General features: G+C 74.0%; 11 protein-coding genes. 6 read left to right on the top strand and 5 right to left on the bottom strand.

What is annotated here, in order from left to right:
* Positions 1-55 precede the first annotated feature (55 nt).
* From AB0O19_RS32370 to AB0O19_RS32345, 6 genes are all read left to right on the top strand, one after another.
* Complete coding sequence (locus AB0O19_RS32370; RefSeq protein ID WP_363624696.1) at positions 56-1,570, top strand: FAD-dependent monooxygenase; 1,515 nt, start codon at positions 56-58, stop codon at positions 1,568-1,570.
* A 147-nt stretch (positions 1,571-1,717) separates the two neighbouring features.
* Positions 1,718-2,596, top strand: coding sequence for a BadF/BadG/BcrA/BcrD ATPase family protein (locus AB0O19_RS32365; protein WP_363624695.1), 879 nt, complete (start codon positions 1,718-1,720; stop codon positions 2,594-2,596).
* 192 nt (positions 2,597-2,788) lie between these two features.
* Positions 2,789-5,521, top strand: a complete 2,733-nt coding sequence (locus tag AB0O19_RS32360) for a penicillin acylase family protein (protein ID WP_363624758.1) — start codon at positions 2,789-2,791, stop codon at positions 5,519-5,521.
* 201 nt (positions 5,522-5,722) lie between these two features.
* Positions 5,723-6,277: a YceI family protein gene (locus tag AB0O19_RS32355; protein ID WP_350880788.1), complete on the top strand. Its 555-nt coding sequence runs from the start codon at positions 5,723-5,725 to the stop codon at positions 6,275-6,277.
* Between the two features lie 80 nt (positions 6,278-6,357).
* Entirely contained in the window at positions 6,358-7,596 is a 1,239-nt protein-coding gene (locus AB0O19_RS32350; RefSeq protein ID WP_363624693.1) for a pyridoxal-phosphate dependent enzyme, read from the top strand.
* A 178-nt stretch (positions 7,597-7,774) separates the two neighbouring features.
* Positions 7,775-9,130, top strand: a complete 1,356-nt coding sequence (locus AB0O19_RS32345) for a hypothetical protein (RefSeq protein WP_363624757.1) — start codon at positions 7,775-7,777, stop codon at positions 9,128-9,130.
* A gap of 65 nt (positions 9,131-9,195) precedes the next feature.
* On the opposite strand, the gene AB0O19_RS32340 is transcribed toward AB0O19_RS32345, so the two are convergent.
* The 5 genes from AB0O19_RS32340 to AB0O19_RS32320 form a co-directional block, all read right to left on the bottom strand.
* Positions 9,196-10,251 (bottom strand): NADP-dependent oxidoreductase, encoded by a 1,056-nt coding sequence (locus AB0O19_RS32340; RefSeq protein ID WP_363581836.1) that lies wholly within the window; start codon positions 10,249-10,251, stop codon positions 9,196-9,198.
* Positions 10,248-11,912 carry an NAD(P)/FAD-dependent oxidoreductase gene (locus AB0O19_RS32335; RefSeq protein WP_363581915.1) on the bottom strand — a complete coding sequence of 555 codons (1,665 nt, stop codon included), beginning with the start codon at positions 11,910-11,912 and terminating at the stop codon, positions 10,248-10,250. The genes AB0O19_RS32340 and AB0O19_RS32335 overlap by 4 nt, the downstream gene beginning before the upstream one ends.
* A gap of 26 nt (positions 11,913-11,938) precedes the next feature.
* On the bottom strand, positions 11,939-13,618 hold the full coding sequence (locus AB0O19_RS32330; protein WP_363624692.1) for an NAD(P)/FAD-dependent oxidoreductase: 1,680 nt from the start codon (positions 13,616-13,618) through the stop codon (positions 11,939-11,941).
* Entirely contained in the window at positions 13,605-22,847 is a 9,243-nt protein-coding gene (locus tag AB0O19_RS32325; RefSeq protein ID WP_363624690.1) for an amino acid adenylation domain-containing protein, read from the bottom strand. The genes AB0O19_RS32330 and AB0O19_RS32325 overlap by 14 nt, the downstream gene beginning before the upstream one ends.
* A 69-nt stretch (positions 22,848-22,916) precedes the next feature.
* The gene (locus AB0O19_RS32320; RefSeq protein WP_363624755.1) at positions 22,917-23,735 is read right to left on the bottom strand and encodes a sterol desaturase family protein; all 819 of its coding nucleotides are present in this window, start codon (positions 23,733-23,735) and stop codon (positions 22,917-22,919) included.
* Positions 23,736-24,002: the final 267 nt, after the last annotated feature.

Below are 24,002 nucleotides of genomic sequence, written 5' to 3'. Positions count from 1 at the left end.
TGACCTAGTCTACTGGAGCCAAGTCATTGGTCACTGACCAAGAGAGGGATGAGTCATGGAACAGGTCGTCATCGCCGGCGGGGGCCCGGTCGGGCTCTGGCTCGCCGCCGAACTCCGGCTGCAGGGCATCGAGGTCACCGTGCTGGAGAGCCGCACCGAACCCGACCCGCACTCGCGGGCCACCACCGTGCACCCGCGCACCCTGGAACTGCTGGCCTGCCGCGGCCTGGTGGAGCCCTTCCTCGCCGAGGGCGTCCGAATCCCCGGCGGGCACTTCGCCGCACTGCCGCCCCGGTTGGACTTCAGCCGGCTGGACACGCCGTACCCGTTCACGCTCGCACTCCCCCAGGTGCGCACCGAGGCACTGCTGGCCGAACACCTCCGCTCGACCGGCGCCCGGCTGCTGCGCGGACACCGCGTCACCGGACTGGACCAAGGCGACGACGCGGTCACCGTCCACGTCCACGGCCCGGACGGCCCCCACCGGCTGCGCACCGCCTACCTGGTCGGCTGCGACGGCACCCGCAGCACCGTGCGCGAGGCGGCGGGCATCGGCTTCCCCGGCACCCCGGCCACCGCCTGGGCCTGGATGGCGGACGCCGTGCTCGACGCGCCACCGCGCTGGCGCTCCGTCTCCAACGAGCAGGGCACCGTGATGGTCTTCCCGCTGCCCGGCGGGGTGCACCGGGTGGTCGGCAACGACACGGCGACCGTCCACACCAAGCCCGGCCCGCTGACCTTCGAGCAGCTGCGCGCCAAGGTCCGCGGGATCACCGGGACGGACTTCGGGATGCGCGAGGCCGGCTGGATCTCCACCTTCGGCAACGCCTCCCGCCAGGCCGACCGGTACCGGCACGGGCGGGTCCTGGTGGCGGGCGACGCCGCGCACTCGCACTTCCCGGCCGGCGGGCCCGGACTCAACGTCGGCATGCAGGACGCCGCCAACCTCGGCTGGAAACTCGCCCGCACCATCACCGGCGCCGCCCCCGACGGCCTGCTCGACAGCTACCACGCCGAGCGCCACCCGGTCGGCGTGGAGCTGCTGCGCTCCACCCACGCCCAGTCCGGGCTGATGACCGACCACTCGCGGACGACACTGGCCCTGCGCGGCCTGCTCGCCGAACTCATCACCGGCGTCGACGAGTTCTCGGACGAACTGGCCGGCCGCGCGGCCGGCCTCGCGACCGCCTACCCGGCCGACCCCGCCGACGGGGCGCACCCGCTGACCGGCTCCCGGGCGCCCGACCTGAGGCTCGCCGGGCCCGCGGACGGCACCGGCCTGTTCACGCTGCTGCGCCCGGGCCGCCACGTCCTGCTCGACCTCACCGGCCGGGCCGGCGCCGAGTTCGCCGCCCTCGCCCACGCCACCAGCCCGGGCGTGACGGTGCACAGCGCGCCGCTCGCCGCGTCGCGGCCCGCCTGGCGCGGCGTCACCGCCGCCCTGGTCCGGCCCGACGGGCACCTGGCCTGGCTCACCGAGGAGCAGCACCTCCCCGCACTGGTCACGGCCGCGCACGCGGCCGTGACGGCGACGACCGCCCACCCTTCCGCCGCGATCCCTCTACGCTGAGGACCGGTCGGCCCACGGGCGCCCCCTCCGGAGCCCCGAGGGCCGGCGGCAGCCGCTCGGGCAGGTCCGCGGCGCCCCGCCGACCGCCGACCTGATGCCGCTCACCACCACCCCGGCCACCCGCCGAGCCCGCACCGGAGCCGCCCGATGACCACCCTCCACCTCGGCGTCGACGCCGGCGGCAGCCGCACCCGCGCCGTCCTCCTGGACGCCGCGGGCGCCGTCCGGGGCCGCGGCGAGAGCCCCGGCGCCAACCCCGCCGGAGAGGGCCCGGAGCCGGCGCTCGACCGGCTGGCGGCGGCCGTCACGGCCGCCCTCGACGCCCGCGCCCCGGGCCGCATCGCCGCCTGCCTGATCGGCCTCGCCGGGTACCGCTCCCTACCGGACCCGGACGCGTTCGCCGAGCGCTGCCGGGCCGCCCTCGGCCTGCGCCACCCGGTGCGACTCGTTCCCGACACCGTCCCGGCCCTGGCCTCCGGCGGCGTCACCGACGGCCACGGCACCGTCCTGATCGCGGGCACGGGCGCGGTCTGCGTCCGGCTCGCCGGTGCCCGCACGCTCGCGCGCACCGGCGGGCTCGGCTGGCTGCTCGGCGACGAGGGCGGCGGCTTCTGGCTCGGCCGCGAGGCCCTGCGCCACGCCCACGCCGACCCGGCCGGCCCGCTCGGCACCGCCGTCCGCGCCCGCTGCGCCGCAGACTCCCCCGACGCCCTGCTCCGCTGGGCCTACGCCGGCCCGCCCCGCCGGCTCGCCACCCTCGCCCCGCTGGTCTCCCGGCTCGCCGCGCAGGGCGACCCGCCCGCCCGCGCCATCGCCGACACCGCCGCCGACCACCTGGCCGCCCTCGCCCGCGCCACCGCCGCCCCCACCGAACCCCTGGTCCTCACCGGCTCGGTGGCCACCGCCCCCGGCCCGATCCGCGAGCGCCTCCACCACCTCCTCGCCGACCTCCACCCCCGCCTCCCCCGCACCGACCCCGCCACCGCCGCCGCCCACCTCGCCACCCGCCTCGCCGCCGGGCGGTAGACGGCCAGACGGATCACCAACCCGGCCGCGCCCCACCGGAAATGGCATGCACGCCACTAGCCAACCGGTCAGTAACGCCCCTACCGTCGAGCTCCCGTGGCTTCGACGGAGGAGCTCCCCTTGCGCCTACGCCCCCACCCCCTGCGCTTCCCGGCCGCCGCCGTCGCGTCGGCCCTGCTCGTCACCGCCGCCCTGACCACCACCCCCACCGCCGCCGCCCCCGCCGCCCCGACCGCCACCGCGGCCGACTACTGCGGCGGCCACTGCCGGGACATCCTGCCGCCCGGCGAGAACGGCAACGCCACGCTCGCCGAGATCCTGCTCAACCGGATGTTCGGCAGCCGCCCCGCCCACACCGACGACCAGCTCGGCCCGTACGCCGCCCTCGCCTCCGGCTACCCGGGCCTGACCGAGGCCAAGCTGCGCGACTTCTTCAACGACGCCTCCTTCGGTGTCCCCGCCGACCAGGTGGCCAGCACCATCAGCCCGCGCGCCGACGTCACCATCGTCCGCGACAAGGCCACCGGCGTCCCGCACATCACCGGCACCACCCGCTACGGCACCGAGTACGGCGCGGGCTACGCCGCCGCCCAGGACCGGCTGTGGGTGATGGACCTGTTCCGGCACGTGGGCCGCGGCCAGCTGTCCGGCTTCGCCGGCGGCGCCGCCGCCAACCGCCAGCTGGAGCAGAGCTTCTGGCAGGCCGCGCCGTACACCGAGGCGGAACTGCAACAGCAGATCGACGCCCTGGCGGCCCGCGGCGGCCGGGCCGCCCAGGCCCTCACCGACGCGAACGCCTACCTCGACGGCATCAACCAGTACGCCAAGGAGTCCTACAACGCCCGCACCTTCCCCGGCGAGTACGACCTGACCGGGCACATCGACCCGATCACCAACGCCGGGTCGATCGAGCCGTTCAAGCTGACCGACCTGGTCGCCCTGGCCTCCGTGGTCGGCGCCCTGTTCGGCTCCGGCGGCGGCGGTGAACTCGCCTCCGCCCAGGTCAAGTCGGCCGCCGAGGCCCGCTACGGCAAGGACGCCGGGGACGCGGTCTGGAAGTCGCTGCGCGAGGCCGACGACCCGGAGGCCGTCCAGACCCTGCACGACGGCCAGCGCTTCCCCTACGCCCCCGTCCCCGACGCCCCGCAGGGCGAGGCACTGCCCGACCCCGGCTCGGTGGTGCCCGAGCGGATGATCTACGACGCCACCGGCACGGGCGCCGGCGCCGCGAGGACGGCCGCCCCGGGCGTGCTGCCCGGCAACCTGCTCACCGCCAAGCACGGCATGTCCAACGCCCTGCTGGTCTCCGGCGCCCACACCGACGACGGCCACCCGGTCGCCGTGTTCGGCCCGCAGACCGGCTACTTCGCCCCGCAGCTGCTGATGCTGGAGGAGATCCAGGGCCCCGGCATCAGCGCGCGCGGCGCGGCCTTCGCCGGCCTGAGCTTCTACGTGCAGCTCGGCCGCGGCCAGGACTACGCCTGGAGCGCCACCTCCGCCGGGCAGGACATCACCGACACCTACGCCGTCCCGCTCTGCACCACCGACGGCTCCCCGGCCACCACCGCCGCCGACTCCTACCTCTGGCACGGCCAGTGCGTCCCCTTCGACCGGCTGGAACGCAAGAACACCTGGAACCCGACCACCGCCGACTCCACCGCCGCCGGCTCCTACACCCTGGTCATGTACCGCAGCAGGTACGGCCTGGTGACCGCCCGCGGCACGGTCGGCGGCGCCCCCGTGGCCTTCACCTCGCTGCGCTCCACCTACCGGCACGAGGCGGACTCCATCATCGGTTTCCAGGAGCTCAACGACCCGGGCGCGGTGCACGACGCGTCGAGCTTCCAGCAGGCGGCGCAGGACATCAACTACACCTTCAACTGGTTCTACGCCGACTCCCGCGACATCGCGTACTACAACTCCGGCAGCAACCCGGTGCGCGCCCCCGGGGTCGACGCCGGCCTGCCGCTGCGCGCCGAACCGGCGTACGAGTGGGCCGACTTCGACCCCGCGACCAACACCGCCCGGTACACCCCGGCGGCCGAGCACCCGCAGTCCGTCAACCAGGACTACTACATCTCCTGGAACAACAAGCAGGCCGACGGCTTCACCTCGGCCGGGTTCGGCAACGGCTCGGTGCACCGCGGCAACCTGCTCGACGACCGGGTCAAGGCGCTGCTGCGCAACGGCGGCAAGGCGAGCCGGGTCTCGCTCACCCAGGCCATGGCGAGCGCCGCCCTGGCCGACCTGCGCGCCGAGGACGTCCTGCCGGACCTGATCCGGGTGCTGCGCAGCGCCCCCGTCACCGATCCGGCCGCCGCCACCGCGCTCCAGCAGTTGGAGGCCTGGCTGGCGGGCGGCGCCCAGCGGAAGGAGACGTCGCCCGGCAGCCACGGCTACGCGGACGCCGCCGCGATCCGCGTCCTGGACGCCTGGTGGCCGCTGGTCGCGGAGGGCGTCATGCGGCCCGGCCTCGGGGACCAGCTGTTCACGGCCCTGACCGGCGCCCTGCAGATCAACGAGTCGCCCTCCGGCGGCCAGACCGGTCCCGGCAGCGGCGGCCCGGTGAGCGCCAACGAGGCGATCCCGCACAAGGGTTCGGCCTTCCAGTACGGCTGGTGGAGCTACCTGGACAAGGACCTGCGGTCCGTCCTGGGAGACCAGGTGGCCGGCCCGCTGGCCCGCCCGTACTGCGGCGGGGGCGATCTGGCGGCCTGCCGGGGCGTGCTGCTGGACACCCTGAAGCGGGCGGCCGCACAGACCCCGGCCCAGGTCTACCCGGGCGACGCGGACTGCTCCGCCGGCGACCAGTGGTGCGCCGACACGATCATCCAGCGCCCGCTCGGCGGTGTCACGGACGACAAGACCACCTGGCAGAACCGTCCGACCTACCAGCAGGTGGTGCAGTTCCCGAGCCACCGCTGAGCCCGTGCCCTGAAACGGCCGCGGGTGCCCCCGTCCACCCGGGCGGGGGCACCCGCGTGGAAGACAGCGGCCCGGGCCCGACGGGCGGGGACGGGGCGCAGCACCTAGCGTGGTCCGGGGCCGACCCAGGCGTCAGCGGCCCCCTAGGACCCCCGCGATTCCCCGGAGAGGCCCCACACCCGCCCAGGAGGTAAGCCGACCATGACCGTCTCCCTGTCCGAGCTCACCGGGGACTACGTCCTCGACCCCGCCCACACCCGGATCGGCTTCGTGGCGCGCCACGCCATGGTGACCAAGGTCCGCGGCTCCTTCACCGCCTTCGAGGGCAGCGCCCACCTGGACGGCGCCGACCCGGGCCGTTCCACCGCCCGGGTGACGATCCGGACGGAGAGCATCGACACCGGCGTCGAGCAGCGCGACCAGCACCTGCGCACCAACGACTTCCTGGACGTGCCGAACTTCCCGACCATCGCCTTCGCCACGACGGCGGTCGAGCCGCGCGGGGACGGCGAGTTCCGGGTGACGGGCGACCTCACCGTGAAGGACGTCACCCGCCCGGTCACCATCGACGTCGAGTACACGGGCAACGCCGTCGACCCCTACGGCAACCTGCGGGTGGGCCTGGAGGGTTCGGTGACGATCAGCCGCAAGGACTTCGGGGTGACCTGGAACGCGGCCCTGGAGGGCGGCGGCGTCCTGGTCGGCGACAAGGTCGTCCTGGAGTTCGACGTCTCGGCCGTCCGACAGGCCCAGTAGCGGCCGCAGGAGCCAGGAGCGGCCCACCGGGCCCCGGAATCCGCCGGACCGGGCGGCGCAGGCCCGGTTAGGCTCCTGACATGGCGACAGACGGCTCCCTCGCAACCGGCCAGCGCTCCCTCGGCGATCCCACCCTCGACTACCCGTTGTGGCCCCCGCTCACCGCGGGCTGTCCCCGCACCGGCACCGAGGACGTCTCCTACCCCGTCGAGGTCGACTACGCCTACCGCGAGGCCGACGCGGCCGCCCTGTTCGCCCCGGGCGCGGACGCCGGGGCGCCGCGCGGCGGGCTGGAGCGGTGGGCCCCCCTGCTGCCGCCGCTGCTCGCGCCGGGCCTGGGCGAGGGTGGCACGCCGCTGGTCGAGCTCGAACCCGGGGTGTACGTCAAGGACGAGGCCCGCAACCCGACCTGGAGCCACAAGGACCGGCTGAACCGCTGCACCACCAGCGCCGCCGTGGGCGTCGGCGCGCCCGGGATCGCGGTGGCCTCCTCCGGCAACCACGGCGCGTCCGCCGCCGCCTACGCCGCCCGGGCCGGGCTGCGCTGCGTGGTGATCACCGGGCCCGACCTGCCGCCGGCCGTCGACGCGTTCCTCAACGCCTACGGCGCCGTCGTGCTGCCGGTGCCGTGGGAGGCCCGCTGGCCACTGCTGCGGCAGGTCGTGGACCGGCTGGGCCTGCACCCGGTCAGCAACCTCACCACCACCCACACCGGCCACGCGTACGGCCCCGAGGGCTACAAGACCGTCGCGTACGAGATCTTCCGGGACATCGGCGTGCCCGCCGCGGTGTTCGTGCCCACCGGCTACGGGGAGCTGCTCTTCGGCGTCTGGAAGGGCTTCAGCGAACTGCACCGGCTCGGCCTGGCCGACCGGGTGCCGCGCATCGTCGCCTGCGAGTCCGCGTCCGGCGCGCCGCTCGCCCTGGCCGTCCGCCAGGGCCTGCCGGCGGCCCGGGTGACGGTGGGGCCGAGCGAGGCGTACTCGATCGCCTCCCCGGTCTGCGGCTACCGGGGCGTGGTCGCGGTCCGCGAGAGCGGCGGCCGGGTGCTGACCCTGGACGACGGCCAACTCGCGGCCGCCCAGGCCGAACTGGCCCGCTCCGGGCTCTGGACGGAGCTGTCCGCGGCGGCCGGGCTCGCCGGGCTGCGCAGCCTCGGCGGCGTCGAGGGCCTCGGGGAGGCCGAGGGGTCGGTGGTGTGCGTGTCGACGTCCAGCGGTTTCAAGGACCGGGGCGTCGGCGCGCGGTCGACCGCGCCGGTCACCCCGGAGTGGGAGGAGGTCCGCCGCCGGCTGCACGCGGCCGGAATCCGCGGCTAACGGGGCTCCCCCGACTCACGCCCGGCGTTGGAGGCCTGCTGTTCGCCGTCCGGTTCTCCGGCGTAGGGTTGGCGTTCGCCGCGGCCGCCCAGGCTGGTCCGGATCCGCACCGCCCCCGCTCCTCTCCGTGCGTCGAAGGGCTGTCACCGTGTCCCGTTCCCCCCGCCGTCTGCTCCCGCTGGCCGTCGCCGTCGCGGCGGTGCCCGTGCTCGCCCTGCCGGTGGTCCCGGCCGCCGCGGCCTCGTACGGCACTCCGACGATCACCTTCTCGGCCGGCTACCTGTCCGGCGCGGTCGGCGCCACCGGCGATCCGACGGTGTCCGTGGCGGTGGCGCAGAGCGGGGCCGCGGCCTCGGCGCTGACCGTCGCCGCCTCGGCGAGCACCCGCAGTGCCGTCGCGCGGACCGGCGACGTGGCGGTGACGGGCACCGGCGGCACCCGCACCCTGGCGGTCGCCGCGCAGGGCGTCGGCTACACCGACCTCACCATCAAGGTGACCGGCCTGGGCGGCAAGAGCGCGACCCGCACCCTGCACTACGCGGCCTCCCCCGCCGTCCGGTTCCCGGCCGCCAGCCGCTACCTGACCGGTTCCAGCGACGCCTCCGCCGCGGTGGACGCGGGCGGCGGCTACATCCTGGTCGGCGACGACGAGTCCAACGTGCTGCGGCTGTACGACCGCAACGCCTCCGGCGCGCCGGTCCGCACCTGGGACTTCAGCTCCGCGCTCGGCGTCTCCAAGGAGATCGACATCGAGGCCGCGGCCCGGGTCGGCGACACGATCTACTGGACGGGCTCGCTCGGCAACAACAAGGACGGCAAGGTCAAGCCGGACCGGCACACCGTGTTCACCACGAAGGTCACCGGCTCGGGCGCCGACACCCAGCTCTCGCTGGCCGGTTCGTACCACGGCCTGCGCGACGACCTGATCGCCTGGGACGGCGCCCACGGCGACCGCTACGGCTTCGCGGCGGGCGCGGCGGACGGGCAGGCGCCCAAGCAGATCGACGGATTCAACGTCGAGGGGCTGGAGTTCGCCCCGGGCAGCACCACCACCGCGTACATCGGCTTCCGCGCGCCGCTGACCCCGGCGGTCACCGGCGGCCGCGCGCTGCTCGTCCCGGTCACCAACCTCCCGTCGCTGCTGTCCGGTTCGGCCTCGCACGCGACCTTCGGCGAGCCGGTCGAGCTGGACCTCGGCGGGCTCTCCATCCGCGACCTGCGCCGCAACGACCTCGGCCAGTACCTGATCGTGGCCGGCTCCTGGTCCGCCGAGGACAACTCCGCCCCGTACGCCCTCTACCGCTGGAACGGGCAGCCGGGCTCCCAGCCGGTCAAGCTGGTCGACCTGCCGACCAGCGACGCCGGCGCCTGGGAGGCCGTCCCGGACGTGCCGAACCTGGACGCCCCCGGCGCCCGGGCCCAGCTGATCACCGACGACGGCTCCGCCGACCTGTACGGCGACGGCACCGCCGCCAAGGACCTCGCCCAGCCGGAGTGGAAGAAGTCCCGCTCCACCTGGTTCACCCTGAACTGACCTGCGCCCGGCCGGGGCGGGCACACGAACCGCCCGCCCCGGCCGGGCCCCGCCGACCGCCCGGCTCAGAGTTCGACGAGCACCTTGCCCCGGCTCGCGGAGCGGTCCACGTACAGGCTGCGGTAGGCGGCCGGGATGTTGTCGAAGCCCCGGTGGACGGTCTGCTGGTAGCCGAGGTCCCCCCTGCGGACCAGGGCGCCCAGCTCCTGCCGCAGCGCCGACCAGTTCTCCTCGGTGAACCACTCCAGCGAGAAGATGCCGCGGATGGTGGTGCGCGGGAACATGATCATCGGCAGCAGCCGCGGGCCCGCCCAGTCGCCGCCGACCTGGCTGCCCCACTGCCAGCAGACCGCGACCCGGCTGTCCACGGCGAGCAGGGAGAAGACCGCGTCGGTGAGCGCCCCGCCGAGGCTGTCGAAGTAGCGGTCGATGCCGGCCGGGGCGAGCTTGGCGAGTTCCTCCCGAAGCCGCTCGGGGTCGTCGCCGTCGCGGTAGAGCAGGACCGCGTCGAAGCCCAGCTCACGCAGCCGGGCGGCCTTGGCCGGGGTGGCCGTGGTGCCGATGACCCGGGCCCCCCGGTGCCGGGCCAGCTGTCCGACCACCGAGCCGACCGCCCCGGACGCCCCGCTGACCAGCACGGTGTCCCCCGGCCGGACCTCCAGGAACTTCTCGACCGTGCCCCAGGCGGTCATCCCCGGGCCACCGAGGACACCGAGGGCGGTGGAGATCGGCAGGGCGTCGTCGTAGTCGCTCCGGTCCAGCCGCCGGTAGGCGGGGAAGACCATCGGGAAGGTGCCGGTCTGCCAGAACGCCGGGGCGCCGTTGCTGATCACGTGGGTGCGCCAGCCGCCGAAGCCCTGCACGAGGTCGCCGACGGCGAAGGCGGCGTCCGGCCCGGCCTCCACCACCTCCATGATGGAGTCCGCGCCCATGTGGTCGCCGATCGGGGTGTCCAGGGCGATCCCCTGGAGGTACGGGTCGACCGAGACGTACCTGGTCCGCAGCAGCATCTCGTCCGCGGCGAGGCGGACGTCCACCTCCTCGACCACCTTCCGGTACATCCGCTCGACGTCCGGCACGCCGTCCACGTGCTCGCGGACGACCCACTTCTCGACCCTCATGAGGTGACTCCAAACCGCCGGTCGGCGGGCCCGACCGGTTCGATGACCAGGGTGGGCGGCGGCGCGCTGTCGTCCACGGCGGCGGTGAACGGCCGACCGTCGTCGCGGCAGATGAACTGGACGACGTGCCGGCCGGCTGCGGCCGCCCGGATCAGTCCCCCCGTGGTCGCCCACACGCCGGAGAGGTAGAAGTTCGCCAGGCCGGGCAGCCCGGGCCCGTTGCGCTTGATCTCGTCCTCCAGGGTCTCGCCGCTCTCCACGAACGGCTGCCAGCCGAGCACCGTGCCGTCGTAGTTGCCGGTGTAGCGGACCTGGGTGAGCGGGGTGGACACGTCCTTGACGGCGACGGCGTCCCTCAGACCGGGGTGGTGCCCGTCCAGGAACTCCACGATGGCGTCCCGCACCCGGCGCTTCTCGCGCTGGTACTCGCGCCCGCGCCCCACCGGCAGGGTGTGCAGTTCCTCACCCCGCCGCAACCGTGGCGCCTGCTCCGGGCCGGTGCTCAACTCCCGCCAGGGGGCGATGTCGCAGAAGTAGCTGGCGTAGACGACGGTCGTCGCGGCGGGCGACAGCTCGGGGTAGTGGCGGCTGCGGAACTGGACGTTGATGCTGGGGTGGCGGATGCCGGTGAGCCGGTCGGCGACCTCGTCCTCCAGCAGGTAGGTGGTGCACGGGTCCCCGGCCGGGAAGGGGCGGCGCAGGCCGAGGAAGACGGTGAGGTAGCCGGGGAAGACCATGCCGGGCTCGGTGATGGTCCGGGTGTACAACCGGCGGTAGGTGTCGTTCAGGTAGCGGCCCTTGAGCAGGTCCAGCATGGTGGTGCGTCCGTCGCAGGCGGCGACCACGATGTCCGCCCGGATCTCCCGGCCGTCGCTCAGCCGCACCCCGACGGCCCGGTCCTGCTCGACCAGGATCTCGGCCACCTTGGTGTTGTAGCTGATCTCACCGCCGAGCCGCCGGTAGCGCTGCTCGATCGAGCGGGCCAGCCCGAGCGAACCGCCCTCCGGCACCCCGGCCGACTGCCCTGCGTGCGAGGCGAGTTGGAAGTAGGTGGGCAGCACCGGGAAGTTGGGGTGCTTCTCGTAGAGCACGAAGTTGAACGCCTCGCGCAGCAGCGGGCTCCGGAAGCGCGCCGAGTAGTCGCTCATCAGCACCGTGATCGAGCGCCGGATGACGTTGAAGTACGGCAGGAACGAGGCGAGCATCCGCCAGCGCTCGGCCCGGCCCATCAGTCCGACCGGCTTGAGGAAGGGGTAACGGACCAGGGCGCGGCGGAACTTGCGCAGTCCTTCGCAGAACTGCCGGATCCGCCGGGCGTCCTCCGGGGCGAGGTCGAGCAGGTGCGCTTCCAGGCGGTCGGGGTCGGAGTAGAAGTAGACGGCGCGCCCGTCCCGGGTGCGCACCACGTTGAAGACGTCGAAGTTGCGCATCACCTTGCCCTGCAACGCGCCGAGTTCGAGCCAGATCTGGTGCATCTCGTTGCCGGGGCCGCTGCCGAGCAGCCAGCTCACGCAGCAGTCGAAGGTGAACTCGCCGCGGTCCCAGGCCGTGCAGCAGCCGCCGGGGAGTTCGTGCATCTCCAGGACGGTGGTGCGGTAGCCGTTCATCTGTGCGTAGCAGCCGGTCGACAGGCCGCCCAGCCCGCCCCCGACGATCACCATGGTCTGCCTGCTGGTGCTCATTCCGGTCATTCCGGCACTCCCACGGTGGCCCGGTCGAGTTGCGGCAGTTTGCCCAACTTGCCCGCATGCCAAGGTTCCTGGTTGTCACTGGGCCAGGCCCGGAACGGCCGGCCGAGCTCCCGGCAGAGGTACTGCGCGGCGTACCGGCCGCTGGTGGCGGCGCGGATCAGACCGCCGAGGCCGGCCCACTGCCCGGCCATCGAGAAGCCGCGCAGACCGGGCAGCCGCATCCGGTCCCGGTTGACCAGCCGGTTGGCGGCGTCCTCGGCCTCGGAGAAGGCCTGCCAGGCGAGGATGCTGCCGTAGGTGTTGCCGGTGAACCGTTCGGTGGTCACCGGGGAGGCGACGTCCACGACTTCGATCCGGCGACCCAGCCCCGGGTACGTCCGTTCCAGGAACTCCCGGACGAACTCGGCGACTTCCTGCTTGCGCGCCCGGTAGGCGCGGCGGTCGCGGACCCGCAGGTCCTTCCAGGAGCGGTAGTCGCTGAAGTAGGTGCAGTGCAGCACCGACTTGCCGGGCGGCGCGAAGCCCTCCGCGTAGTCCGAGCGCAGTTGGACGACCAGGCTGTGCTGGAGCGAGCCGGGCAGCCGGGTGCCCTGCTCGGGCGACAGCAGGTAGGTGGTGCTGTGCGGTTCGCCCTCGGGCAGCGGGCCGTCCACGCCGACGAAGGCCGAGACCACGGCCGGGTACAGGTTGCCGGGTTTGTCCAGCAGCTCGCCGTACAGCCGGTCGGTGGCGGGGCTGGACCAGCGGCCTTCGAGCAGCCGGTCGAGCACCGTCGGCCCGTCGCAGGCGGCCACCACGTGGTCGGCGAAGTGCCGGGAGCCGTCCCGGAGTTGGACGCCTACGGCGCGGTCCCCCTCGACCAGGATCCGCTCCACCCGGCAGCGGTAGCCGACCACCCCGCCGAGCGAGGTGTAGCGCTCCTCCACCGAGCGGGCCAGCCCGAGCGAACCGCCCTGCGGGAAGCCAGTGTTGCCGTTGTGCGCGGCGGCCAGGGTGTACAGGTACGGCAGCAGCGGGAAGCCGGCCGGCTCCTGGAGGAACATGTTGGGCAGCGCCCGCCGCAGCAGAGGGTCCTGGAAGCGCTCGGCGAAGCCGCTCATCGGGGTCGTCGCGGTCCGCCAGAAGAGCCGGAACGCGGGCAGCACGGTGCGCAGGGTGCGCAGCCGCTCGGCCGGGCCGCGCAGCGGCGGCGGGGTGAGGTCCCAGGGCAGGTCGATGGCGGCGAAGCGGCGCAGGTCCCGGCAGAAGGCGCGGATCGGCTTGGCGTCGCCGGGGGCGGTGGCCAGCAGGTGCTGTTCCAGCCGGTCCGGGTCCCCGTAGAAGGTGACGGCGCGGCCGTGTTCGTCGACGACGCGGTTGAAGACGTCGAAACGGGTGATCGACTTGCCGTCGAGGGCGCCGAGTTCGCGCCACACCTGGTTCGCCCCGGTGCCCTCGGCGGTGCCGATCAGCCAGTCGATGCAGTAGTCGAACAGGTAGCCGTGCCGGGACCACGCGGTGCAGCAGCCGCCCGGCAGCACGTGCTTCTCGAAGATCCGGGTCTCCAGCCCGCTCATCTGCGCGTAGCAGCCGGTGGAGAGCCCGCCGATGCCCGCGCCGATCACGATGACCCGGGGCGGGCCGCCGGGGGCCCGCTCCCGGCTCGACCAGTCCGGCCCGCGCTCAGGCCCGGCCATCGGCGGTGCCTCCGGCCAGGATGGCGCCCGCCAGTTCGGCGTTGCGGGCGGCGAACTCGGCGTCCAGCATCTCGGCGTGGCTGCCGTGCCCGGCGTGGACGGCCGTTCCGGCGCTGGAGGCGCCGTGCCAGGAGCCGTGCTCGCCGCCCGCGTGCAGCGCCAGCCGGTCCCGTTCGCACACCACGTTGAGCGGGGCCTTCAGGACGCCCAGGTTGGGGGTCCTGCTGCAGAACGCCAGGTAGTCCCGGGCCTGTTCGAGGGTCTCCTGGGCGACGATCCGGGAGCCGGTGTGCCGGTGCAGGTGCTCGTGGAGTTCGCGTTCGAAGACGGCCAGGTGTTCCTCGCCGAGCTCGAAGGGCTCGGGGATCCGGTAGGAGTCCACCACCAGGACGGAACCGACCGTACGGCCTCGGCGTTCGAGCTCCCGGGCCACCTCGAAGGCGAGGTTGCCGCCGAGCGAGTAGCCGAGCAGGACGTACGGCCCCGCCTCCTCCAGGTCCTCGACCAGGTCGGCGTAGCGGGCGGTCTTGTCGTCGCCGGTGAGGTAGTTGAAGGCGGCGAGCCGGTGGTCGGGCAGGTGGGCGGCGAGCTGGCGGTAGACCAGGCCGTGGCCGCCGGCCGGCGGGAAGCAGAACACCGTCCGCCCCTCGGGCGCCCCGGGGTTGAACCAGAGGTACGGCTGGCCGCCGGCGACCTCGCCGGTGATGATCTGCTCCAGCGTGCGGGCCATCCCGTGCAGGGTGGTGACCTTGAACAGCAGGCCGACCGGGATGCTGATGTTGAACTCGGTCTGCAGGTGGTGGATCAGCTCGATCAGCCGGATGGAGCTGCCGCCGAGCTCGAAGAAGTCGTGCTGGAGGCCGACCTCCGCCACGCCGAGCAGGTTGCTCCAGTGCTCGGCGGTGCGGATCTCGTAGAGGGTGACGGGCGGTTCGTGCTGCGCGCCGCCGGTGTCGATCCGGGGCTCGGGCAGGGCGGCCAGGTCGACCTTGCCGTTGGGGGTGAGCGGCAGGGCGGGCAGTTCGGTGAGGTGGGAGGGGATCATCACGGTGGGCAGGTGCTCGGCCAGGTGGCGGCGCAGTTCCCGGCGGTCCAGGGTGGTCCCCTCGGCGGGGACCAGGTAGGCGGCCAGCACGGCTTCGCCGGTGGAATCCTCACGGGCCGTCACACAGGCCTGGGCGAGTTCGGGCCGGGCGGTGAGGTGGGCCTCGATCTCGCCGATCTCGATCCGGTGGCCGCGCACCTTGACCTGGTTGTCGATCCGCCCGAGCAGGTGGGCGGTGCCGTGGGCGTCCCAGTGGCCGAGGTCGCCGGTGCGGTAGAGCCGGACGGGCGGGCCGTCGAGTTCCAGGGTGGTGAAGCGCCGGGTGGTCTGCTCGGGGTCGTTCGGGTAGCCGGCGGCGACACCGGCGCCGCCGATCCACAGCTCGCCGGGCACGCCGGGCGGTACCGGCTCGCCGTAGTGGTCGAGGATGTACAGCGCGCTGTTGGGGAAGGGCCGGCCGATCGGCACCATCCGGCCGGGCTCCAGGGCGTCCGCGCCGCCCTCGTAGTAGCTGGTGTCGATGGTGGCCTCGGTCAGGCCGTAGGAGTTGACCAGCCGGGTGTCCGGCCCGCACAGGTCGCGCAGCCGCCGGTGCTCGGCGGCCTTCCAGGAGTCGGAGCCGACGACCAGCAGCCGCAGGAAGTCCAGCCGCAGGCCCTCGCGTTCGCAGTGGGCCAGCAGGCCGCGGGCGACGGCGGGCACGAACTCGCCGCAGTCGACGGCTTCCTCGCGCATGGTGCGGTACAGCCGGGCGGTGTCGAACAGCAGGTCGCGGTCGACCAGGACGAGGGTGCCGCCGGTGCTCAGCGCCCGGGCGAGGTCGCCGGAGAACACGTCGAAGGCGGTCCCGGCCATCTGGAGGTGCACCCGGGCCTCGGTGTCGAGGCGGTACTCGGCGCGCCAGCCCGCGGTGACGGCGGCGAGGTTGCGGTGGTCGACCCGCACGGCCTTCGGGCGGCCGGTGGAGCCGGAGGTGTGGATGACGTAGGCGGGGCGGTCCGGGTCGGCGGCGGGCAGCGGGCCGCTCTCGGCGGCGGGCCGGTCGAGCTCGTCCAGGGTGACGGGGCGGACGGGCGGTTCGGTGCCGAACGGGTTCCGCTCCGCGACCACGACGAGGGCCGCTCCGGCGTCGGTCACCTGGTAGGCGAGCCGGTCGGCCGGGTGTCCGGGGTCGAGCGGCAGGTAGGCGGCGCCGGCCCGCCAGATCGCCAGCAGGACGACGATCAGCTCGGGTGACTTGTCCAGGCAGACCGCGACCACCGAGCCTTCGCCGACGCCCAGTTCGCGCAGCCGCAGGGCCGTCCGCTGGGCCCGCCGGTCGAGTTCGCCGTAGGTGAGGCGGCGGGCGCCGTCCGGGCGGGGGGCCGTGACGGCGACGGCCTCGGGGTGTTCGGCGGCGGCCTTGGCGACGAGTTCGGGCACCGGGGTGTCGTGGTCCGCCCGCCGGTCGGCGCCGCTGAAGCCGGTGAGGATGCGGCGGCGTTCGGCCTCGTCGAGCATCCGCAGCCGGCCGACCGGGCGGTCGGCACCGGCGCTGGTCATGGCGTCCAGCAGGTTGCGGTAGTGCGCGGCCAGCCGCTCGACGGTGGCGGCGTCGAAGAGGTCGGAGTTGTACTTGAACACGCAGTGGAAGCAGCCGTCCGCGCGGTCCTCGTAGGCGGACAGCGTCAGGTCGAACTGTCCCTCCTCCTCGGGGAGTTCGATGTACTCCAGGCGGTATCCGAAGCGTTCCACGGCGACCTTGTGGGTGAGCAGGATGAACATCGCCTGGAACACCGCCGAGCGGCTGGGGTCGTGCTGGAGCCCCAACTGCTCGACCAGCAGCGGGAACGGGTACTCCTGGTTGTCCAGGCCGCCGAGCACGCTCTCCCGCACCCGGGCCAGCAGCTCGGACACGGTCGGCTCCCCGGCCAGGCTGACGTGCAGCGGCAGCGGGTTGACGAAGTAGCCGTAGACGGAGGCGAACTCCTCCTGGGTGCGGCCGGTGACGGGGCTGCCGACCACGATGTCCTGCTGGCCCGACCAGCGGTGCAGCAGCAGGTAGTAGGCGCTGAGCAGCACCATGAACGGGGTGGCGTGGTGCGCGCGGGCCAGCTCGTGGACGCGGGCGGTCAGGTCGGCGTCGAGCCGGAAGAACGCCGAGGCGCCGTTGTGGGTCTGCACGGCCGGCCGGGGCCGGTCGGTGGGCAGGGCGAGGACGGGCATCTCGGCCGGCAGGTGGCCGCGCCAGTAGTCGAGCATCCGCCGGGCGTCGGGGCCGGCCAGGAAGCGGTTCTGGTGGTTGAGGAAGTCGAGGTAGCGGGCGGCCACGGCGGGGAGTTCGGGGGTGCGGCCGTGCCGCAGCGCCTCGTAGACCTCGAACAGCTCCTCGATGAAGGTGAAGGTGGAGATCGCGTCCGAGACGATGTGGTGGACGGCCTTCATCAGGACCCAGCGGTCCGGTCCGCGCCGGAACAGTCGCAGCCTGACCAGCGGGTCGTTCGCGAGGTCGTACGGCCGCCGGTACTCGGCGACGATCAGCGCGTGGATCTCCTCCCAGGGGCGGCCCTCGACGTCGAACAGTCCGGTGTCGGCCACCGCCTCCGGGCGGATCCGCTGGACCGGTCGGCCCTCCTCGGCGGTGAAGGCGGCCCGCAGCCCGGGGTGCCGGGCGACCAGCGCGCGGAAGGCGGCGAAGACCAGCTCGGGGTCGAGCTCGGCGCGCACCTCCACCGCACCGCCGATGTTGTAGGCGAAGCCGTCCGGGTGCAGCTGGCGCAGGAACCACAGCGCCTGCTGGTTGTGGGTGAGCGGGTAGCGGGCCTCGTCGGTGTGCAGCTCGACCTCGGCCTGTTCGGGGCCGCCCTCGGCGTCGAGCCGCTCGGCCAGGCCGGCGACGAGCAGGTCGACCAGGTCGCCGACGGTGCCGTTGCTGAGCAGCGCCACCACCGGCAGGGCGACGCCCAGTTCGCCGTGCACCCGGGCGCGCAGCTCCATCGCGAGCAGCGAGTCCAGGCCGTGCGCGCCGAGCCTGGTGTCCGGGGCGATCCGCTCGGCGCCGATCCGCAGCACGGCCGCGGCGGCGGCGGTGAACCGCTCGGTGACCAGCCGGTGCCGGGTCGGCGGATCCGCCGTGCGGTAGGCGTCCAGGAAGCCGCCGGTCTCGGCCGGGGCCTGCTCGGCGGCGCCGGCGGCCAGGTCGGCGACCAGCGGCGGCGGCGCGGGGTACCAGGCGAGGAAGGTGGGCCAGTCGACCACGGTGGCGACCAGCAGCTGGGCGCGGTCCTGGCCGAGGACGCGTTCCAGCACGGCCGTGCCGGCGTCCGGCGGGAGCGAGCTCATGCCGCGGGCGTCGCGGTAGTGGGCGACCAGGCCCAGCTCCTCGATCATGCCGGTGGCCCAGGGGCCCCAGTCGAGGCTGAGCGCGGGCAGGCCGGCGGCCCGGCGGTGGTGGGCGAGGGCGTCCAGGAAGGCGTTGCCGGCCGCGTAGTTGGTCTGCCCGGCGGTGGTGAGCAGCGAGGCGACGGAGGCGAACAGCACGAAGTGGTCGAGCGGTTCGTCGCGCAGCAGCCGGTGCAGCAGGTGGCCGCCGACCACCTTGGGGGCGTATCCGGCGTCGAAGGCGGCCCGGTCCATCTGCGGCACCAGCACGTCCTTGACCTGCCCGGCGAGGTGGAACACCCCGCGGATGGGCGGACGTTGGCGTTGCCGGTAGTCGGCGAGCCAGGCGGCGAGGGCGGTCTCGTCGGTGACGTCGACGGGGGCGAGCAGCGGTTCGGCGCCGAGCGCCTGGAGTTCGCGCAGGAAGGCGATCCGCTCCCCGGCCGGGCTGGCGGGGTCGGTCCGGTACCACTGGTCGCGCTCGGGCAGCGCGGTACGGCCGACCAGGATCAGCCGCCGGGCGCCGCGCCGGACCAGGGTGCGGCAGAGCAGCCGGCCGAGCGCGCCGAACGCGCCGGTGACCAGGTAGCTGCCGTCGGGGCGCAGGACCGGCGGCAGCGGGCGGGTGAGGCCCTCGGCCCGGCGGAGCCGGCTGGTGCGGCGGTGGCCGGCCCGCAGGGCGATCTCCTGCTCGTCCCGGGAGGCGAGTTCGGCGAGCAGCGCCTCGGCCTGGTCGAGCGGCTCGGCGGCGGGGTCGAGGTCGATCAGGGTGCCGCGCTGGGCGACGAGTTCCTGCTGCCAGAGCACCCGTCCGATGCCCCAGGCGGGTGCGCCGAGCGGTTCGACCCGGTCGTCGGGGGCGGCGGCCTGGGTGCCCCGGGTGACGATGTGCAGCCGGGCGTCCGGGAGGGCGGCGGGCAGGGCCTGGGCGAGGGCGATCAGCGCGTAGCCGCCGAGGGTGGCGAGCTGGTCGAGCCGGTCGGCCGTGGTGGTGTCGAGGGCGGGCTGGTCGAGGTTCCACAGCTGGACGACGGTGCGGTAGCCGGGGCCGAGGTCGGTGAGGAGCCGGGTGAGGTCCTCGGCGGAGTCCGGGCGGACGGTCGAGCGCCCGTCGCCGGGCCGGTAGTCGGTGCCGGGCCGGACCAGGTGGCAGCAGGCGCCGCGTTCGGCTGCCAGCGCGGCGAGGCGTTCGGCGAGGCCGCCGGCGTCGGCGAACAGCAGCAGGTCGCCGAGGTCCTGGTCGGCGGGCGCGGCCGGGGCGTCCGTCCAGGCGAGTTCGGTGAGCCAGCCGTCGATGGTGGCAAGGCCGACCGAGGCGGGGGCCTGCGCGACGTCGGCGACCCGGAAGCCGGTGATCCGGCCGACCGGGGTGCCGTCCTCGGTGTACAGGGCGAGGTCGCCGACGAGTTCGCCGCCGCCCTCGCGGGTGACGGTGGCGTGCGCCCACAGCGGCCGGTCGCCGGCCTGGTCGAGCCGGACCTCCTCGATGGACACCGGCAGCCGGACGCCGCCGTCCTCGGGTGTGAGCAACCGGGTGGCCAGCAGGGTCTGGAAGCAGGCGTCGAGCAGCACCGGGTGCAGCTGGTGGTCGGCCGACTCGGGGCCGAGCCGGTCGGTCGGGCTGATCCGGGCCAGTGCCTCGCCGGGGCTCGTCCACACCTCCTGGACGGCCTGGAAGGCGGGCCCGTAGTCGTAGCCGCGGGCGGCCAGGAGCCGGTAGCAGTCGGGGCCGTCGAAGCGCTGTCCGCGGGAGCGGATCGCCTCGGCGTCCAGCGCCGGCCCGTGGGCGCGGCGCTGGCCGGTGCGGACCCGGCCGCCGGCGTGCACCACCGGTTCGCCGCCGGCCGGGGTGGAGGCGATGGTGAAGCGGGCGTCCTCCGGGGCGTAGCCGAGCTGGACGGGGGTGGGCTCGGTGTCGGAGAGGAACAGGGCCCGGTTCAGCTCGATCTCGGCGAGCACCACCTCGGTGCCGCCGGTGAGGGCGCGGACGGCCTGGGCGGCCATCTCCAGGTACCCGGCCGCCGGGAAGACGATCTGGCCCTCGATCCGGTGGTCGGCCAGGTAGGGCAGCCGCTCGGGGTCGAGTGCGGTGGTCCAGGCGGGTTGGGCACTCGCGGTGCGGCGGCCGAGCAACGGGTGGTCGACCTCGCCGAGCCGGACCTGCCGGACGGCGCTCGGCTCGACCCAGTACCGGTCGCGCCGCCACGGGTAGCCGGGCAGCGGCACCGGACGGCCCGCCGGGTGCAGTGCGCGCCAGTCCAGTTCGACGCCCAGGGTGTGCAGTTCGGCGAGCGACCGGGTGAAGCAGGCGGGCTCGTCGGCGTGCCGGCGGATGGACGGCAGGGCGTGCGCGCCGTCGACGCACTCGCGGATCGCGTGGCCGAGCACCGGGTGCGGGCCGATTTCCAGGAACAGGCCGTGCCCGTCCTGGGCCATCCGTTCGACGGCGGCGCGGAAGCGCACCGGGTTGCGGACGTTGTGCCACCAGTACCCGGCGTCGAGTTCGGGGCCGCGGGCGAGGCCCTCGCGGGCGGTGAGGTAGAGCGGCAGCCGGGCCTCGTTGGGCTTGAGCGCGGCGAGCGCGGCGGTCAGCTCGTCCCTGATCGGGTCCATCCGCACGCTGTGGTACGGGACTTCGACCTCCAGGAAGCGGGTGAACACCTCCTGCCCGCGCAGTTCCTCGGCGAGTTCGCGCAGCGCGTCGGTGTCGCCGGCCAGGGTCACGGTGGAGGGGCTGTTGACGGCCGCCAGCGAGACCCGGGCGCGGTACGGGCGGATCCGGCGCTCCGCCTCGGCCTCCGGGAGGCCGACGGCGAGCATGGTGCCGGTGCCGGCCAGCCGCTGCTGGAGGCGGCTGCGGGCCAGCACCACCCGGACGGCGTCGGCCAGGTCGTACACCCCGGCCTCGTAGAACGCGGCGACTTCGCCGGTGCTGTGCCCGACCACCGCGTCGGGGCGCAGGCCGTGGCTGCGCCAGAGCGCGGACAGGCCCAGCTGGACGGCGAAGTTGGCGGGCTGGGCGAGCCAGGTCTCGGCCATCCGGGAGTCGGCCTCGTCGCGGTGCAGTTCGTCGAGCAGGGACCAGCCGGCCTGCTCGCGGATCTCCCGGTCGCAGGCCTGGACGGCCGCCCGGTAGACCGGTTCGTTCTCGTACAGGCCCCGGCCCATGCCCCACCACTGCGGGCCCATGCCGGTGAACACCCAGGCGAGGCGGCGCTGTTGGCGTTCCCGGGCGCGGCCCTGGAGCACCCGGGGGTGCGCCTCGCCGCGCTCGTGGGCGGCCAGCGCCTCGTCCAGGTCGTCCCGAGTGGAGTAGGCCACCGCGAGCCGCTCGGGCAGGTGCTGGCGCCGGTGCGCCAGGGTGTGGCCGAGGTCGTCGAGCGGCACCCCGGCGGCGAGCTCCCGACGGATTCCGGCGGCGAGTTCGGGCAGCCCGGCGGCGTCCTTGGCGCTCAGCGGCAGCACGGTGCGGGCCGGCTGCGGGGCCGGGGCGGCGGGCCCGGTGCTCGGCGGCTCCTCCAGCAGGACGTGCGCGTTGGTGCCGCCGAAGCCGAAGGAGTTGACGCCGGCCCGGGCCGGTCCTTCGTGCTCGGGCCAGTCGATCGGGGCGGTCGGGATGTCGAAGGGCAGCGCGGCCAGGTCGATGCCGGGGTTGGGCCGTTCCAGGTTGAGGTGCGGCGGGATCCGCCGGTGCTTGAGGGCCAGGGCGGTCTTGATCAGCCCGGCGACGCCGGCGGCGGCCTCGGTGTGCCCGATGTTGGTCTTGACCGAGCCGACGTAGCAGCGGTCGCCCGGGCGGCGGCCGTTGCCCAGCACCCGGCCGAGCGCGGCCGCCTCGATCGGGTCGCCGACCGGGGTGGAGGTTCCGTGCGCCTCGACGTACTGGAGGCTGCCGGGCAGCACCCCGGCCTCGGCGCAGACCCGTTCGATCAGGGTGACCTGGGCGTCCGCGCTGGGGACGGTGATGCCGTTGGTGCGCCCGTCCTGGTTGACGCCGCTGCCGAGGATGACGGCGTGCACCGGGTCGCCGTCGCGCAGCGCGTCCGACAGCCGCTTGAGGACGACCACGCCGACCCCCTCGGCCCGGACGTAGCCGTCGGCGGAGGCGTCGAAGGCCCGTGAGCGGCCGTCGGCGGACAGGAAGCCGCCCTTGGTCTCGGCGATCGTGTACTGCGGCGCCATGTGCAGCAACGCACCGCCCGCCAGGGCGAGTTCGGTCTCGCCGCGGAGCAGGCTCTGGCAGGCGAGGTGCACCGCGACCAGGGAGGAGCTGCAGGCGGTGTCGATCGAGACGCTGGGGCCGCGGAAGTCGAAGCAGTGCGAGATCCGGTTGGACACCATCGTCATCATGGTGCCGGTGGCGGTGTGCGCGGCGAGCGTGCGGAAGTCGAGGTCGGCGAACTGGAGGATCTTGTAGTCGAGGGTGAAGGCCCCCATGTAGACGCCGACGTCGCGGCCGGCCAGCTCGCCGGGGCGCAGGCCGCCGTCCTCCAGGGCCTCCCAGCTGACCTCCAGGAGCTTGCGCTGCTGCGGGTCCATGTGCTCGGCCTCGCGCGGGCTGATGCCGAAGAAGTCCGGGTCGAAGGTGTCGAAGCCGTCGATGTAGCCGCCCCGGCCGCCGACCAGGCGGCCCGGTTTGGACCGGTCCCGGCTGCCGAGCGTGCCGGTGTCGTAGCGGTCGGCGGGTGTCGCGGTGAGGCAGTCCCGACCCTCGACGAGGTTGCGCCAGTAGGTCCGGTGGTCGTTGGCGTGTCCCGGCAGGCGGCAGCCGATGCCGGTGATCGCGATCCGGTCGCAGGGCACGGCGAAGGGCGAGGTGTTCATGATCCAATCCGAGGGTGATGGCGTGGCGGCGCGGACACGGGCGGAGGAGGAGCGGCCTCGCGGGCAGGGTCAGACGGACGGCTCGGTGGTCTTCACCTGGCGCCAGGGGTGCAGCAGGGTGGCACCCACTTCGCCGGTGGCCGGGAAGGCGGCCGGATCGGCGAGGCCGACGGCGGTGGGCACCCGGCCGGGGCGCCAGGTGAAGCTGCCGAACACGTGGTCCCACAGCGAGAGGTCGGAGGCGTAGTGCCCGGCCTCAGCGAGGTCGGTGCTGTGGTGCAGTCGGTGGAGCTCGGGGCCGGCCAGCAGGTGGCCGAGGAACCCGAGGCGGACGTCGATGTTCGCGTGAACGAAATACCCCTGCGCAAGAATGAATATTCCGACCACGAACACGGATTCCGCCGAGAAGCCGATCAGCGACAGCAGGAGTTGCACCACGGACTGCGCGACGAACACGTCGAGAATATGGTTCACACCGTTGTTCGCGACATTCACCTTGTCCGGCACGTGGTGGACGCCGTGCAGGCGCCAGAGCCACCGGTTGTGGTGGGACCAGCGGTGGACGAGGTAGTCGCCGAGCGATCCGACCAGCAGCGCGAGCGGGATCTCCAGGGCGAACGGGAGCACCGGATGGGCCGCCCCGAGCTCCTGCACCAGCGCCGTCACCAGCCCCTGGGCGAGCGCACCGCCGACCATGCTCAGCACGAAGTACACGGTGTACCAGCGCAGTTCACGCCCACTCGGGTGCCAGTCGGTCCGGTACGGGATCACCCGCTCCAGTACCGCCAGGTACCCGAGGACGCCGACCAGCACGAGGGGGGAGACCCGGTCGGGCTCCCAGTGGAAGTGCAGTGTGGCGACGGCCGTGCACAGCACCCCCAGGAGCAGAAGCGGATGAGCGAGCCGGCGTGCAATGGCGGACAGCACGCGCCCCCTTGGTTATTCGCGAACTAATGACTGGAAACGTCAGAGACTCTAGCGGGAGAGGTCAGCTACGGCAGTCATTCGACGTGTTAACGCCATAAATAACCCGATCGGAGGAAGATCTGCGCACGAAGTTGACACCAGACCGGCGTGAAAGGGGCGCGTTTGTTCGCAGGCGCTGGAGAAACCGGAGCGCAGCGGGGTCGGGCCCACGCCGGGCGAGGTCGCACG

Origin of the sequence: Kitasatospora sp. NPDC091276, from assembly GCF_040684355.1 — a bacterium.
Classification (GTDB): domain Bacteria; phylum Actinomycetota; class Actinomycetes; order Streptomycetales; family Streptomycetaceae; genus Kitasatospora.
Note: the sequence above shows the minus strand (reverse complement) of the source record. Positions and strands in the feature narration are given on the sequence as shown.